At 69.9% G+C, this 15,384-nt stretch carries 9 protein-coding genes and 1 pseudogene; 8 read left to right on the top strand and 2 right to left on the bottom strand.

Annotation, left to right across the window (positions count from 1 at the left end; all coding sequences use genetic code 11):
- Positions 1-34 precede the first annotated feature (34 nt).
- The 5 genes and pseudogenes from IPK71_30645 (at position 35) to IPK71_30625 (ending at position 8,922) form a co-directional block, all read left to right on the top strand.
- On the top strand, positions 35-1,795 hold the full coding sequence (locus IPK71_30645) for a hypothetical protein (GenBank protein MBK8218109.1): 1,761 nt from the start codon (positions 35-37) through the stop codon (positions 1,793-1,795).
- 187 nt (positions 1,796-1,982) lie between these two features.
- On the top strand, positions 1,983-4,463 hold the full coding sequence (locus IPK71_30640; GenBank protein ID MBK8218108.1) for a serine/threonine protein kinase: 2,481 nt from the start codon (positions 1,983-1,985) through the stop codon (positions 4,461-4,463).
- The gene (locus IPK71_30635; GenBank protein MBK8218107.1) at positions 4,460-5,650 is read left to right on the top strand and encodes a pyridoxal phosphate-dependent aminotransferase; all 1,191 of its coding nucleotides are present in this window, start codon (positions 4,460-4,462) and stop codon (positions 5,648-5,650) included. The genes IPK71_30640 and IPK71_30635 overlap by 4 nt, the downstream gene beginning before the upstream one ends.
- A 221-nt stretch (positions 5,651-5,871) precedes the next feature.
- Positions 5,872-7,784: pseudogene (locus IPK71_30630) on the top strand (M2 family metallopeptidase).
- A gap of 166 nt (positions 7,785-7,950) precedes the next feature.
- Complete coding sequence (locus tag IPK71_30625; protein MBK8218106.1) at positions 7,951-8,922, top strand: hypothetical protein; 972 nt, start codon at positions 7,951-7,953, stop codon at positions 8,920-8,922.
- A 133-nt stretch (positions 8,923-9,055) separates the two neighbouring features.
- Here IPK71_30625 and IPK71_30620 read toward each other — a convergent pair whose 3' ends face one another.
- Both IPK71_30620 and IPK71_30615 read right to left on the bottom strand, forming a co-directional pair.
- On the bottom strand, positions 9,056-9,919 hold the full coding sequence (locus IPK71_30620; GenBank protein MBK8218105.1) for a hypothetical protein: 864 nt from the start codon (positions 9,917-9,919) through the stop codon (positions 9,056-9,058).
- A 130-nt stretch (positions 9,920-10,049) separates the two neighbouring features.
- Positions 10,050-10,901, bottom strand: a complete 852-nt coding sequence (locus IPK71_30615) for a class I SAM-dependent methyltransferase (protein MBK8218104.1) — start codon at positions 10,899-10,901, stop codon at positions 10,050-10,052.
- 189 nt (positions 10,902-11,090) lie between these two features.
- Between IPK71_30615 and IPK71_30610 the strand changes: the two genes are divergently transcribed.
- From IPK71_30610 to IPK71_30600, 3 genes are all read left to right on the top strand, one after another.
- Positions 11,091-12,362 (top strand): hypothetical protein, encoded by a 1,272-nt coding sequence (locus tag IPK71_30610; protein MBK8218103.1) that lies wholly within the window; start codon positions 11,091-11,093, stop codon positions 12,360-12,362.
- Entirely contained in the window at positions 12,359-12,739 is a 381-nt protein-coding gene (locus tag IPK71_30605) for a hypothetical protein (GenBank protein ID MBK8218102.1), read from the top strand. The genes IPK71_30610 and IPK71_30605 overlap by 4 nt, the downstream gene beginning before the upstream one ends.
- Positions 12,740-12,816: 77 nt before the next feature.
- Positions 12,817-15,375, top strand: a complete 2,559-nt coding sequence (locus IPK71_30600; GenBank protein MBK8218101.1) for an Hsp70 family protein — start codon at positions 12,817-12,819, stop codon at positions 15,373-15,375.
- The last annotated feature ends 9 nt before the right edge of the window (positions 15,376-15,384 follow it).

The following is a 15,384-nucleotide window of genomic DNA, read 5'->3' as shown; positions in this document are numbered from 1 at the left end:
ATCGTTGTAAGGGCTCTTCCGAACGGAGAAACACGTGGAACGACGCACTCGTCAGCTTGTCACCGCAGCGGCTCTCGCCATCGGGCTCACGTTCGCGATCGGCGACTCGCCCGCCTTCGCCGACCCGAAGACCGAAGCCGGCGCCAAGGCCCTTCAAAAGAAGGCCATGGAAGAGGACTACCTCGCCACCGAGTTCGCCAAGGCGAAGGAGAAGCTCGAAAAGGCCCTCGCGGCCTGCGGCGCCGACAAGTGCGCCCCGGGCGTGAAGGCGCTCCTCCACCGTGACCTCGGCGTCGTCTACGTGGGCGGCCTGAACGACAAGGACAAGGGCCAAGCGGCCTTCGCCGAGGCGCTCAAGGCCGACCCGGCCGTCGCCCTCGACAAGGACCTCACCACCAAAGAGATCACCGCGGTCTTCGAGGCGGCCAAGAAGGGTGGCGGCGCGCCCGCTCCCGGCCCGGGCCCCGGCCCCTCCAAGGGCCCCTCGGGCGACTTCGTGCACACGCCCTTCCCCGAGCAGCAGGTGCGCACCTCGGTGCCCGTGCTCGTCGAGTACGGCGGCGAAGAGAAGCTCGTGAAGGTGCTCGTTCGCTACAAGGGCTTCGGCATGACGGAGTTCAAGCAGTTCGAGCTCCGCAAGCTCTCCGAGAAGCAGTGGGGCGGCAACTCCCCCTGCGGCGACGTTCAGACCGGCGATTTCCTCTATTATATCCAGGGGTTCAACGATCAGAACGACCCGGTCGCCACGGCCGGCAGCCGCAACGAGCCCTACAAGACCAAGATCACGGCGCAGGCCGTCGCCGACGCCCCGCACCTCCCGAACCAGCCCGCGCCCACGCAGTGCGCCGATACGGGCGACTGCCCCCCCGACTTCCCCGGTTGCAAGAAGAAGCCGCCGACCGGCGGGGGCGACGAGCCCACCGGGAAGCCCGAGGGTGAGGCGTGCGTCGAGGACAACGAATGCCAGTCGAACAAGTGCGAGAAGGACAAGGGCGCCGACCCGCTCGACAAGGGCGTCTGCACGGCCCCCGCCGGTGGCCCCAAGGGCTACCGCAAGTTCTGGGCAGGCCTCCAGTTCGGCATGGACTTCGCGTTTTTGCCCTCGGGTGACGACGTCTGCAAGCTCGACGACAAGAACAACTTCTTGCCGCTGAAGGACACCGGCTACTACTGCTACGACAGCGGCGGCAGCCGCGACTACCCGACGCGCCCGACCAACACGGCCGAGCGCGCCGAGAACGACGCGATCACCGCGGGCCAGGCCAACAACAAGGTGCAGGGCGGCGTGGCCCCGGCCACCATCCGCATCCTCGCGACGGCCGACTACGGCGTCACGAAGAACATCATGATCGGCGCGCGCCTCGGCCTCGTCGTGAACACGTACCCCGGCACCGAGGGTGGCGTCGACGGTAAGGGCTTCAGCGCCCCCATCCACCTCGAAGCCCGCGGCACCTACCTCTTCGGAGACGGCCTCGCCAAGACCAAGGGCATCGTGCCCTACGCCTTCCTCGGTGGTGGCATCTCGAACTGGGACGCCAAGGTCGGCGTCACCGTGACCGAAGCGCGTCAGCCCTCGCCCTCCACGGCGAACTGCACGAAGACCGGGACCGGCCAGAACTGCACGGTCGACGCCTGGTACCTCGGCGGACCGGGCTTCATCGGGTTCGGCGGCGGCGTGCGCATCATGGCGACCGAGCGTGTCGCCATCCCCCTCGGGCTCCGCATGGCGTTCGCCCTCGGAAACGGCGTTCTCCCCGCGATTTCGCCCGAGCTCGGCGTGCAGTTCGGCTTCTGAGCCGACCCGAAAGCTCGACCTCCACGATGCCCCGAAGGCCCGAAAGGCCCTCGGGGCATCGACCATTTCGGCCCAAACCTCGCGATCGACCCGTTCGGTAAGGTACACTCGAGGCGCCGTTCTCGGTCTTCTCGGGCACGGCCACGGACCCATCGTGCACGCCGGGAGCACAAGCCAACGCGACGCCGTGATGACCCTCGGCCGCTACACCCTCTGCGGGGAGATAGCGGCCGGCGGCATGGCATCCGTGTATTTTGCACGCATGGAGGGGACCGGCGGCTTCGCGAAGTCGATCGCGGTGAAGCGCCTCCACCCGCAGTTCGCCCAAGACCCCGACTTTCGCTCGATGATCCTGGACGAGGCTCGGCTCGCGGCGCGCATTCGTCACCCGAACGTGGTCTCGCCCATCGACGTCATCGACCTCGAGGACGAGGTGCTCCTCGCGATGGAGTACGTGCACGGGCAGGCGCTCTCTCGGCTGATTCGCGCGGCGGCGGGGGCAGGCCAGCCGACTACGGTGCCCCTGTGCGCCTCGGTCATGGTGGGGATGCTGCACGGGCTCCATGCGGCCCACACCGCCAAAGACGATCGCGGGGTGCCGCTCGGCATCGTCCATCGGGACATCTCGCCCCACAACGTGATCGTCGGGGTCGACGGCATCACCCGCGTGATCGACTTCGGCATCGCCAAGGCGAAGACGAGCAGCGAGGCCACCCAGGCCGGCATGGTGAAAGGAAAGGTCCCTTACCTCGCGCCCGAGCAGCTCGACGGGCGCCAGGCCACCATCGCGACCGACGTGTACGCGTCGGCCCTCGTCATGTGGGAGATGCTCGTCGGTCGTCGGCTCTTCGACGCCGACTACGACCACGCGATCGTCGCGCTCATCCTGCGCGGCAACGTCGAGCCGCCGAGCACCTTCGTCGACGTCCCCCCCGAGATCGACGCCATCGTCATGAAGGGCATGGCCCGCGAGCCCGAGGCCCGGTTCGCGTCCGCGCGCGACATGGCCCTCGCCATCGAGAACGTGGTGTCGCTCGCGAACCCCTCGCACGTGGGGGCGTGGGTCGAGCACTTCGCCGAGGCCGATCTACGAAAACGCGCCGAGAAGCTCGCGCGGCTCGAGGCCCTGCCTTCGGTCGGCCCCGACGAGCTCTCCATGTCGCTCTCGTCGTCGCGCAGGCAGGTGACGATGCCGAGCCTTCACGGTCGCTCGCCCGTGTCGGGGATCTCGTCGCGCGCGCCGGGACCGCCTCCGGGGCCGCCTCCGCCGTCGCGTCCGCCTCCCGTGTCCTTGCGTGGCACACCGCCTCCGCCGCGTCCGTCGCAGACCCAAGGGCTCCCTCCGCCTCCGCCGCGCCCGCTGCCTCCCACGCTCCGCTCGGCGCCCGAGCCACCGCGCCCGCTCCCGCCCCCGCCCGGTGCCCTCCGTGGTCCCGAGATCCAGATGGCGAACGTCGGATGGCTCCCGCCGAACGCCAACACGGGCGACGTCGTGGTCGTCACCGAGAAACCCCGCTCGATCGGCGGCGGCCTCTTCGTGCTCGCGTTCGTGCTGGTCGCCCTCGCGGGCGCTGCCCTCTTCGGCCCTGGGTTCATGCGCGACCGCTACGTCAAGGCGGCCGAGGCCATGGGGGCCACGCTCACCGTCGGCAAGGTGTCGGCGGGCCTCCAAGAGCTCACGCTCGGGGAGGTGTCGGGCACCGTGCCCGAGGTCGCGTCGTTCAAGGCTCCGAAGGTCGTGCTCGGCCTTCGTGGCCTCACGGTCGCGCGCGTCGAGCTCGATCACCTCGAGCTCGAGGTCCAAGGGAGCTACCCGCGCGTCGGCAAGGCGCTCGATGCGTTCGTCACCAAGGCGTCGACCGGGGCGGTGCCGCCCGGCGGGCTCTTGGAGAAGGTCACCGTGACCGACGCGAAGGTGACCTGGTCGGCGCCCTTCGGACCGGGCACATCGGCCACGCTCGAGAACGTGTCGGGTGCATTCACAGGAGACTCGGCGACGCCGTGGCTCCGCGCGTACACGCTCACCGCCGCGATCGTGAAGGTCGGCGGCACGGCGGGCACGTTCGGGCCGTACGAGCTCCGCGCCACACGCGCGGGTGAGGCGTCGTCGGTCACCTTGCGCATGGACCCGTACGGCGCTTCGGGCGCAGAAATGTCAATGAATACGGATGGTTCCGTAAAATCGCCCGACGGCTCGCCCAAGCGCACCGTGGCTTTCTCCGTGCCCATGCGCCCGCTCTCCGAGCTCCACGTCCCCGAGGGGGCGCTCCTTGGGCTCGCGTCTCCTGCCACCCGCGTGGGCCTCTCGGGGACCGTCACGTTCCCGACGACCCTCGCGACCGATCGTGTGCACCTCGTGGCGACGGGGCTCCGCATGGGCCCGGGAGGCACCCTCATGGACGGGGACATCGACGCCGCGCTCGTCGGCAAAGGCACGGGCGTCGTCGACGTCGCGCAAGGCTCGACGTGGGCGCTCGGCTCGTTCCGCGCGAGGCTCTACGGCGCCATCGACGCGCGCCAAGACGGCGTCACGATCGACGTCGCCGCCAAGCGCTGCGACGCCGCGAGCGAAGGACCGCAGGGCACGTCGCGCCTCCTCCTGTCGACGCTCGACGTCCCGAACGGTTCGGTCTACGTCGCGCCGTGCCTCGGGCGGGCGAAGCCGTGAGCCGCCTCGGTCGTGGGGCCGCGACGCTACGCAAGGGGGTGTTCGCGGCCCTCGAAGAGCGCATCGCGGAGGTCGCCCGCGCAGGACGTGCGCTCGTGCCCCTCCACATCGGCGACACCCACGTGCTCCCGCCTCCCGCGTCGCGTGATGCCCTCGTGCGCGAGGACGCGGCGCTCTTCCGGTACGGCCCGACGGGAGGCCTCCCCGCGCTCCGCGAGGCCCTCGCCGACTACGTGACGAAACGACGAGGGTACCCGGTGCGCGCCGACGAGGTGCTGCTCGGGGCCGGGGGCACTCACGCGCTCCACTGCGTGGCGCGAGTGCTGCTCGATCCGGGCGACGAGGTCGTGCTGCTCTCTCCGTATTGGCCGCTCGCCCCGGGCATCTTCGAGGCGCAAGGCGCCACGTGCGTCGAGGTCCCGCTCGATCTCGGGCACGCGCCCCTCTCCCCCGAGGGGCTCCGCGAGCGCCTCGACCGCGCCATCGGTCCCCGCACGCGGGCGATCTATTTCGTCTCTCCCGGGAACCCCGACGGCGCGATCCTCGGCCCCGAGCTCGCCGCCGTGATCCACGAGGTGGCGCGCGGGAACGACCTCTGGGTGCTCGCCGACGAGGTCTACGCCGACGTCACCTACGAGCGCGCGCACGTCGCGTTTCGCGCCGCGGTCGGCCCGGCCTCCGCCGAGGACGCCGCGCAAAGGACCGTGTCGCTCTATTCGTTCTCGAAGAGCTTCGCCCTCGCCGGCCAGCGCGTGGGCTTCGCCGTGGCGCCCCCCGCGGTGGTTGCGGCGGCCCTGCGCATCTCCACCCACACGGTGTTCAACGTCCCGGTCGCCTCGCAAAATGCCGCGCTCGCGGCCCTCGTCTCGCCGTCGCCCTTCCTCGAAGGCACACGCGCCGCGTACCTCGAGACCCGCGACGCGGTCGCTTCGGCGCTCGCCGAGGCGGGGGTCGTCGCGCGCACACCCGAGGCGGGGGTCTACTTCTTCGTCGACCTCGGGCCTCACCTCGCCGGGCGCGAGCTCTCGGAGGTCCTCCTCCGTGGCATCGACGAGGGCGTGCTCGTCGCCCCGGGGCCGGCGTTCGGTGCGGGCTACGAGGCGCGTGTACGCATCTGTTTCACGAGCGTGCCGCGCGACCGCACGCTCCTCGGGATCTCGGCGCTCCTCCGGGCGCTCGCCTCGTAGCGGCGCGCGCGGGTCCCGTGCCGCGGTGCGTCCTCGGTTCCGGGCGCGATCTTGGCCCCCGCGCGTGCCTTTCCGCGGTATGGGACGAAGCCGCCCGTCCCACGTTTCTCCCGCGCCCATGGCCCCGCACACGCGCGGCTCGTGGGCTCTCGGTCCTCGGTGCTCGAACGCTCTCCCGAGCGACGCGCGCCACTACGAAAAGGAAGCTCCTCGTGAACCGGATGCGTACGCTCGCCACGTCTCTCTCCCTCCTCGCCCCGGTCCTCTTCGCCGCCGCGTGCGGAGGTGAAGCTCCCGCGCCCGTCGTGCCTTGCCCCGAGTCGCCTCACACACAGGCGCAGGGCGGCGATGCCGGCGCGGCGGCGTCGGCCGCGGCGACCCCGGAGGACGCGCGACGCTTCCTCGCCGAGATCGACTCGGACCTTCGCCGTCTGTGGATCCAGCGGGATCGCGCGGGCTGGGTGAACCAGAACTTCATCACCGACGACACCGAGGCGCTCGGCGCGGCCGGCGAAGAGGCGACGGCCGGCTACGTGACGAAGAAGATCCTCGAGGCGAAGCGCTTCGACGGCCTGAAGCTCGAGCCGGACGCGCGAAGGCAGCTCGATCTCTTGCGCCTCTCGCAGGTCGTGCCCGCTCCCGACAACGAGAACGAGCGGCGCGAGCTCGCCGAGATCCAAGCGTCGATGACGAGCACCTACGGGAAGGGCAAGTACTGCCCGAAGCGCCCCGGCGCCGCGTGCCTCACCCTCGACGACCTCTCCCGTATCCTCAAGAAGAGCCGCAAGCCCGAGGAGCTCGAAGAGGCGTGGAATGGGTGGCACCAGATCGCCCCGCCCATGCGCGAGAAGTACGCGCGCTACGTCGAGCTCGGGAACAAGGGCGCCCGCGAGATCGGCTTCGCGGACATGGGAGCGCTCTGGCGCTCGGGCTACGACATGCGCCCCTCGGAGCTCGAGTCCGACGTGGAGCGCCTGTGGACCGAGGTAAAGCCCCTTTACCAAAAGCTCCACTGCTTCGTGGGCAAGAAGCTCCGCGCGAAATACGGCAAAGAGAAGGTGCCCGCGGGCAAGCCGCTCCCGGCGCACCTGCTCGGTAACATGTGGGCGCAGCAGTGGGACGGCATCTACGACATCGTCGAGCCTTCCCCGGCCAGGGCTCGCTCGACGTCGACTCGAAGCTCAAGAAGAAGTTCGAGAAGGACGTGAAGGGCACGAAGGTGCTCGACGCGAAGGGCATGGTGAAGGTCGGCGAGTCGTTCTTCACGTCGCTCGGGCTCGACCCGCTCCCGCAGACCTTCTGGGAGCGCTCGCTCTTCCAGCGCCCGAAGGACCGTGACGTCGTCTGCCACGCGAGCGCGTGGGACGTGACGTGGTCGAACGATCTCCGCATCAAGATGTGCATCGAGCCCACCGAGGACGACCTCATCACGATCCATCACGAGCTCGGGCACGACTACTACTTCCACTACTACTACCGCCTGCCGGCGCTCTTTCAGCAGGGCGCGAACGACGGCTTCCACGAGGGCATCGGCGACACGCTCGCCCTGTCGGTCACGCCCGAGTACCTGAAGAGCATCGGCCTGCTCGACACGGTGCCCGCGAACGACAAGGCCAAGCTCAACGTGCAGATGAAGATGGCCCTCGACAAGGTGGCCTTCCTCCCGTTCGGGCTCCTCATCGACAAGTGGCGCTGGGACGTGTTCTCCGGGAAGACGTCCCGTGCAGACTACAACAAATCGTGGTGGGACCTGAAGCAGCGCTACCAGGGCGTCGCGCCGCCGAGCGCACGCTCCGAGAACGACTTCGATCCGGGCGCGAAGTACCACGTGCCGGGGAGCACGCCGTACCTCCGGTACTTCCTCGCGAGGATCTACCAGTTCCAGTTCCACAGGGCGCTCTGCCGCGCGGCGGGGCACAAGGGCTCGCTCGAGACGTGCTCGATCTTCGGCAACAAAGAGGCGGGCGCGAAGCTCCGCGCGATGCTCGCGCTCGGGGCGAGCAAGCCGTGGCCCGAGGCCCTCGCGGTGCTCTCGGGCGAGACGCGCGCCGACGCGACCGCGATGCTCGAGTACTTCAAGCCGCTCGCGGCGTTCCTCGACGAGCAGAACAAGGGCGAGACGTGCGGCTTCTGACCCTCACGGGGCTCGCCGGATCGTCGAACGAAATGTGAATGGTTTCGATGGGGTACCCACTTTTTCGGGCGCCCGATTCGAGCCTTCGACGAGGCGCTTCCAAGGCGCCTCGTCGTCGCGTACGGTTCTTCCCCCACGAATACCGAAGCAAGGTAGGATCTCACCCATGAATCAGCCCCCCGGCGGCAACGGTTTCCCCCCTGGTCCTGGACAGAAGCCCAACTTCGGGCAGACGCAGCTCATGCCCGGTGGCGCGTACGGGCAGCCCGGTGCGCCGCAGCAGCCCGGGTACGGTCAGCCGCAGCAGCCCGGCTTCCCCGGCCAGCCGCAGCAGCCCGGTTTCGGTGGCCAGCCCGGCTTCGATCCGAACGCCGGCGGCTACGGTCAGCCGCAGCAGCCTGGCTACGGTCAGCAGCCCGGCTTCGATCCGAACGCCGGTGGGTACGGCCAGCAGCCCGGCATGCAGCCTGGGTTCGGCCAGCCGCAGCAGCCCGGCTTCGGCCAGCAGCCCGGCGCGATGCCCGGCGGCTACGGCGCGCCTCCCCAGCAGCCCGGCATGCCCCAGCAAGGGTTCGGCGGTCAGCCTGGCTTCGACCCGAACGCGGGCCAGTTCGGCCAGCAGCCCGGCGCGATGCCCGGCGGCTACGGTCAGCCTCAGCAGCCCGGAATGCCCGGCGCTCAGCCCGGATTCGGCGCGCCTCCGCAGCAGCCCACGGGCGGCCAGGGCAACATGCAGATCGGCATCGGCGGCGTGAGCTTCCAGGCTCCGACGATCGGCGGCGTGAACCTCGGCGGGAGCGACTTCTCGAAGGACGCGCTGATGGCCGCGGTCGTTCAGGGGAAGGGCTTCGAGTCGCCCCGCAAGGTCGGCGGCGCGATGGTCGGTCTCGGGATGCTCTTCGCCATCCTGAACTCGATCCTCATCTTCGTCCTCCACCTCTACTACCCGTACCTCTACACGATCGGCGCCATCTTCTGGTGGGGTGGTCTGTGGCTCGTCGTGACGGGTCAGCCGAAGCGCTCGGCCGACGGGAGCCCCGCCCCCATGTGGGCCCGCGCTGGCCTCGGTGCATGTCTGGTCATCGGCCTCATCGTCGGCGTGCTCATGATCATCGTCCCCTGGGAGCCCACCGGCTGAGCGTCGTCCTCCTGTGACATGTCGAAGGGCCCGAGCCTCGCAGCTCTGGGCCCTTCGTGTTTCTAGGGGAGAGAGCCGGGCATCGCCGGCGATGCTTCGAGGCATCGCCGGCGATGCTTTTTGGCGGAGGGGCTCATTCGAAGATTTTGGGCCCAGCGCGGTACCGTAGGGACGAGGCGACGGCCTCTTCGGTGCGCAGGCGGAGGTCTTCGTCGAGGGCGCGTTTGAGCTCGGACGCGGCGTTCGTCGCGAAGCCGTTCTGCGTCGTGTACGTGTAGTCGATGGTGTCGGAGCTCTCGGCGCGGGCGTGGCCGGCGCAGACGACGGCGTGGGTCTTCGTGTCCCAGACGAAGGTGCGCCCCTCGACGAGCCCCGGCATGAAGTCGACGTGGGGCGTGCCGTGGGGCGCGGCCTCTTTGTCGACGGCGAGCACCACCGAGTAGCGCCCGACCGATTCGGCGCGCGCGATCTCGGCGCTCACCTTCGCGTCGAGCTCCTTGTCGCGTGAGCGCTCGACGAGCCTCTTCTCGAGGGTCTCGGCGCGGGAGCGCTGCTCGCGGCAGGGCAAACACAGGCTCGGATCGCCGAGGCGCGCGTAGGTCGCGCGGGCAAAGAAGCCCTTCTCGCGGTTCGGCTCGTGGGAGTAAGGGCAGCGGCCGAGCTCGGGGTGCGCCTCGGTGCCGTTCGCCGCGGCGGCCGCGACGCCCTTCTGCATGGCTTCTTCTTCGCGCGCGGCGCTCTCCCGGAGGCGGGTGATGGTGGCTCGCCCGCTCTCGACCACCGCGGGCGACGGCGTGTGCAGCGGGTTTTGCACCTTGTAGACGAGGTCGGGCACGATGGCCTGGAAGAGGACCGCGAGCAGCGGCAGGGTGAGCACGACGACGCCGATGCCCGCGTAGGTCACCTTGCGGTGCGACCGCGCGCGGAGCTCGGCCTCGTACGCGTCGAGCTCAGGGGTAGGGAGCTTCAGCGGCTTGCCCTGACGGAACGGTCCCACCCGCGTATCTTTCCAGACGAGCCAGGCGGGGGGAAGCGCGGGGCGCTCGAACGAAGGCGACGTGCCGAAACGGAAACGGACCCGCGCTCCACGAAGGAGCCGGGCCCGCTGCCGAGAGAGCGTCGACGGATCAGCCGATGCGGCGGAGCTTCATCTGCACGTCGCCCGACCAGTGGTTCGCGAACGCGCGGACGCAGGTGTCGAGGTAACGCTCGTAGTCGACGAAGACCTGGTCGCCCCACGTGTCGCGGATCTTGCGCTCGTTCATCCGCAGGCGGCGGAGCCACTCGCCGGTCGTCTTGCCGTAGTCCTCGCGGCGCATGTAGAGCTCCTTGAGCTCCCAGTGCGGGTTCAAGGCCATGATGAGCTCCTCGATGCGGGCGTTGAGGCCACCGGGGAAGATGACGTCCGCCGTGAAGCGCAAGTCTTCGAGATCTTTACGGTTTCGGGGGACGCGATTGCGCAGGATGCTCTGGAACGCGAAGTGCGCGCCGGGCTTCGCGAGCTCGGCGCATTTGTTGAAGTAGTCGCGGTAGAGATCGACGGCGAGGCCCTTGGCCGCCTGCGCGGGGGACACGACGTGGTCGACCATCTCGATCGACACGAGGGCGTCGTAGGGCTCCTCGGCGACGAAGTCCTTGTAGTCTTTGCACCAGACCTTCACGCCGGGGAGGTTGCGCGCCTGGATCTCTTCGGTCTGGAGGGGCGAGAGGGTGACGCCGTGGGCGGCCTTGGCCCCGCGCTTCGCGACGTACTCGAGGTTCGCGCCCCACCCGCAGCCGATGTCGAGGATGGTCTTGTCCTTGGACATCTCGGCGAGCTCGTAGAGGATGCGGCTCTTGTTCTCCTGCGCCTTCTCGAGCGTGTCGTTCTCGGCGTCGTAGACGGCGCACGTGTAGTGCATCTTCTCGTCGAGCCAGAGGCGGAAGAACTCGTTCGAGACGTCGTAGGAGACTTCGATCTGCGATTGCGTGGACGTCACTTGGGCACTCTCCTTTGGCGTGCGGCCGAGCCCGCCCGCGCCGCGGCTCTCTTTGCACGAATCGGGGCCGATTTCCACACCCGTTGCCCCTCGATTGGCGCGTAATTCCGTGCGCGCCGCCCGGGTTCGTACGCGGGCAGGGCACGCTTCGCTCGTGCAACGCGGCGTCCTTTGGCATCATTCGGGCGCATGCCCCAGAGGCCGGAAGACGACGCCCTCCTCGCGCGCCTCGAGGACGAAGCGCTGTACGAGCGTCTCGTGCGGTTCGAGGCCGCGGTCGACGTCCCCGTGCCGAGCCGGGCCTCGGGGCTCCTCGACGCCCTGCGAGGTCTCGGCGGTGCCGACGTGGCGTTCGCCGTGGCTACGCGGGCCGAGGCCCCGAGGCTCGACGTGCTCTCCGGGCTCACGCATCCGCCGTCGTTCGTGGGCTACCCGCCCGTCGTGCTTCATCACCTCGGGCTCCATCACGCGCGTATCGCGGGCGCTCTCGAGGGCCGCGAGCCCGCGCGGGCGCTCGTGCACCACGAGGCTTCTTTGGCGTCGTTCTTCGGGCTGCTCGCGCACCCGAGCTACCTCGAGGGCTTCGTACGTCGGGGCCTCGGGCCGAAGGCGTCGCGCGACGACGTCACGAGGCTCGCCACGGCGCTGCCGGCCGAGCCGCTCGAAGGCCTCGGTCGCCGCGCTCGCGAGGGGGTCTTGAGCCTCACGCCGGAGTCGCGTCTCGCGCTCGAGGCGCTCGCGCGGGTCCGGTCGGCGCTCGCGCGGTCGGGGGCAACGCCCGGGCTCGTCACGAAGCTCGCGAGCCGCGCCGACGCGCTCCGGGCCGAGGCCATCGACCTCGCGACCGAGCGCATCGGCCACGCGCTCGACGACGCGTCGACGCGCGGGGAGCTGACGACCGCGGGCCTCGACGCGCTCCGCGGGCTCGTGGCCGTGTGGGAGCACGTGGGACGCGACGAGGCCGTCGAGCGGTTCTTCGTCGAGCGCGCCGAGCCCGTGTGCTGGGAGCTTCAGCGGCGGCGCGAGTGGGAGGGCTTCGCGCGCCTCTTCGGCACGCCCGACGAGGTGACGCGCGGGGCGCCGACGGCGACCTTCAGGCTCGTCGAGAGCCTCGTCGCGCGCACGAAACGCGATCGAGCGAACGTGGCGTACGCCGCGGCGTGCGCGCAGTTTCTTGTATTTTACACCAATGTGGTGCCGACGTTCGAGCGGCAGATCGCCGTGGCCGAGCGTGCGGTCGACGTGTGCCCGACCCACCGCAACGGGCGCGCCGTGCTCGCCTCCTACCTCGCGCAGAAGGCCAAGGCGCTCGTGCAAGGGTTCGCGACGGACGCCGATCTCCGCGCGGCGCTCGCGCTGGTCGAGCGGGCCGAGGCGCTCTTCCCCTCGTGCCGTGACGCGCGCGAGGCGCGGGCGGCGATCGAGGCTCGGAAGACGGGCATGCTCTCGAGGCTCCCATGACCGAACCCTCTGCGAACCCCTTCGAGCGCTACGGCATCGATCCCGCGTCGACCCCCGAAGCCATCACCGAGCGGTTCCGCGAGCTCGTCGCGGACGCCTCGGAGGCCGAGCGAGAGGCGCTCCGCTCGGCGTGGGACGCGTTGACCCTGAACCCTGAGGAGCGGGTGCGCGCGGCCTTCTTCGCCCACCCGGAGACACGCCCGGCGCTCGGATCCCCGCCTCCGCGAAAGCGGACGCCCTTCGCCGCGCCCGAGCCCATGTCGCTCGCCCGCCTGCTCGTCTTGCCCTCGGCGAGCGAGCTCGTGAGCGAAGGGGGGCGGGCCCCTGTCGAGCTCCCCCTCGACGCGACCGACCCGGCACTCGCCGAGGAGCCGTGACCCGGGCGCCTTTGCCGCGCAGAGAGTGAAGTTCGGGCCGCTCGGCCCTCGTGAGCCAAGAGATCGGGAGAAGCGTCATGTTCATCGACAGGCCCGTCGGCATCGACCTCGGTACAACGAACTCGGAGATCGCGGAGCTGCTCCCGCACGAGCGCGAGATCCTCCTCTACGCCGACAAGTTCGGTCGGCGCACCGTGCCGAGCGCCGTCGCCTGGGACGGGAAGGGGTTCGTCGTCGGCCACGCGGCACGTCAGCGACGGGCGTCGGCCGAGCCGCCTGTCGAGTCGATCAAGCGCAAGATGGGCCAGCGCACGCGCGTGACCGTGGGGCCTCACGAGCTCCTCCCCGAAGAGGTTTCCGCGAAGATCTTGGCCGAGCTCGTGACGCGCATGCGGGAGCACCTCGCCCAGAAGGCCGAGAAGGACGCCCTGCCGCGGCGACTCACCCGCGCCGTGATCACGGTGCCGGCCTACTTCGACGCACCGCAGATCGAAGCTACGCGAAAAGCGGGTGAAATCGCGGGCTTGAACGTGATCGGTGTCCTCCAAGAGCCCACCGCCGCCGCCATCTACCACACGTGGAAGCGCAAGCTCGGGGACGGCAACTTCCTCGTGTACGACCTCGGCGGCGGCACGTTCGACGTGTCGGTCCTCCGGTGCGTGGGCGGTGAGTACCAGGTGCTCGCCATCGACGGGGACAACTTCCTCGGAGGGGACGACCTCGACCGACGCTACGCCGAGCACCTCCGAAAGGAGCTCGTGAAGAAGGGGTACGCGCTCGAGCTCGATGTCGTCGGTGACGTGGCCGATCGCGCGCGCTTCCAGCGCCTCTTCGCGCTCGCACAGGACGTGAAAGAGTCGTTCTCGACGACGGACGTGGTGCACGTGCAGAAGAGCGACGTGCTCGTCGACAAGGCCGGCGAGAGCGTGTCGTTCGAGGCCGATCTCGGGAGGGCCGAGTACGAGGAGCTCGTGGCGGACCTCGTGGAGACCACGATCGCGTGCGCACGCCGCGCGCTCGAGCGAAGCTTCGAGGTCGCCAAGGTGGGCCTCGAGGACATCGATCACGTCGTGCTCGTGGGCGGGTCCACCCGCGTGCCCGCGGTGGTTCGGAGGGTGAAGGAGGCGCTCTGCACCAAGGGGCAAGAGCCTCTCCGCGACGACGTCGACACGTGCGTCGCGCTCGGCGCCGCCATCCACGCGGCGCACCTCGGAGGGCACATCGTCGGCGACGAGGCCGCGGGCGCCAACGTGCGTGTCGACGGCCCGCTCGTGACGCACGGGAACAAGCTCAAGGTCGCGCTCTTCGCCGAGAGGGCTCCCGAGAAGGCGAAGACCCTCGGGGTCTGGAGCGGCGAGGACCTGCTCGCGGAGGTCCAGCTCCCGGCGAAGGAGCCGACGAAGGTCGAGCTCTCGCTCGGCGAGGACGAAGAGACGCGCGTGACGCTCGCGTTCGCCTCGGCCATGGGCGCGCCGCTCGCGGAGCTCCCTCTCTCCCTCCACAGGGGAGATTTGCGCCCGCGCCCGACGGCGCTGTCTCGTGCCGCCGTCGTCGCCAAAGACATCGCACTCGAGGTCGTGCGAGGGGGCAGGCGCGACAGGCGCGTCCTCGTGGCGCGAGGGACGGGGCTCCCGACCCAAGCGACGCACATCTTCTACACGGCCGATCAGTCGGGCGGCGTCGTGCTTCGTATCCTGCAGAACCGCGTGCCCATCAAGATGCTCGTGCTCGAGGTCCCGAAGGGGCTCCCTGTCGGCACGCCCGTCGAGGTGGTGCTTCGGTGCGACGAGTCAATGCGCATGGAAGCGCGGGCGACCGCCGGTCCGACGCAGATCGAAGCGCTCGTGACCCCGGAGGAGACCGCGAGCGCGCGCCCGGACGTCGAGAAGCTGCTCGAGGAGGCCGAGCGCGCGAAGCGGAACCTCTGGGGCGGGCTCGCCGCCGTGTACCAGCGCGAGGCCGACAAGCTGACCGTAGGCATCCGCGAGGCCGCCCTCACCGACCCCGACAAGCTCGACGCGCTCGCGGGCAAGCTAAGGCATCTGATCGACGAGCTGGCGGGCTCGTCGGCCGACGAGATGACCCCGCCGCTCGCGCGCTACGAAGAGGCCCTCGACGGCCTCCGGCGGCTCATTTACCGCACGAAAGACACCTTGGTCGGTATGACCCGAGCCGAGTGGGAGGCGCGGGTGGACGACGTCGACGCGCGGGCGAGGCGAGCCTACGACGCGCGTGACGCGACCACCTGGCGTCGGGCCTTCAACGAGGTCCAGGCGCTGCTCGAGACGGCGTGGCAAGAGGAGTTCTCGGCCATGAAGCTCGACGATCCGGGGTACGTCCGGTCGCGCGTGGCCCGGGTCGCGGCGTGGGCCGAGCGGGTGCGCGCCGACATCGACGAGTGCGCCCTCACCTCGGCGGGGGATCTCCGCAAGCTCCAAGACGCGGAGCTCTCTCGCATCCGGACGTGGTTCCAAGACGAGGTCGGCAAGAAGCTCCCCGAGCTCGAGGCGTACGAGGCCGATCCCGACGGGGCGCGCCGCAAGGCCGACGCCCTCGGCGCCGAGCTCGAGCGCATCGAGGCGGCCCTCGAGCGTGTCCCGCAGATCGGGATGGTGACCGATCGTGGAGGGGGATGAAGGCTCGCC

This window comes from Myxococcales bacterium, from assembly GCA_016712525.1.
GTDB lineage: Bacteria > Myxococcota_A > Polyangia > Polyangiales > Polyangiaceae > JAAFHV01.
The sequence above is the reverse complement of the archived record's forward strand: the minus strand, read 5'-3'. Positions and strand labels throughout refer to the sequence as shown.